At 63.3% G+C, this 474-nt stretch carries 2 pseudogenes; both read right to left on the reverse strand.

The annotated features are described in order from the left end of the window. Nucleotides 1-209 (reverse strand): annotated as a pseudogene (locus EN862_RS37195) (recombinase family protein); the annotation flags it as partial. Next, a pseudogene (locus EN862_RS37200) lies at nucleotides 193-474 on the reverse strand (hypothetical protein); the annotation flags it as partial. The pseudogenes EN862_RS37200 and EN862_RS37195, both read right to left, overlap by 17 nt.

Below are 474 nucleotides of genomic sequence, written 5' to 3' on the forward strand. Positions count from 1 at the left end.
GCACTGCCGAGTTCCGCCACTTTGTCAAACGCAGGGGTGATGGCCTCCTGCATGCGACGATCGGGATCCTTCTCCAGCCGGTCGCCGACCTTCACGAAGCCGACCGGGGCAGCGACGACGAGTTCTCCGCGCCGGGCCTTCTCATAGCGGGCCGACAGGGAGCGCTGACGCAGAGGATCAAGTTCATACTTGTTAAGAGTGCCCTTCACAGCAGCCGGTCATTGCCTGCCGCGGTGCGTAGGCCGTCTCCTGGTCGATCAGCACGGTATCGACGACGCGGCACATCTCGATGAGCCAGTCGCGGCTGTTGCGGGCAAAGCGCGATACTTCCCGCGCCGCAACCGCCCCAGCCTTGCCGAGACAGACTGCGGCGACCATCCGGTCGCACGGAAACCTCTCTACCAGCCTTCTCGACCAACTCATAAATAGGGCCATGCTCCCGGCCCAAGGATGCCACGGGTAAGAAAGCTCGTG

The organism is Mesorhizobium sp. M2E.F.Ca.ET.219.01.1.1 (assembly GCF_004016445.2).
Classification (GTDB): Bacteria; Pseudomonadota; Alphaproteobacteria; order Rhizobiales; family Rhizobiaceae; genus Mesorhizobium.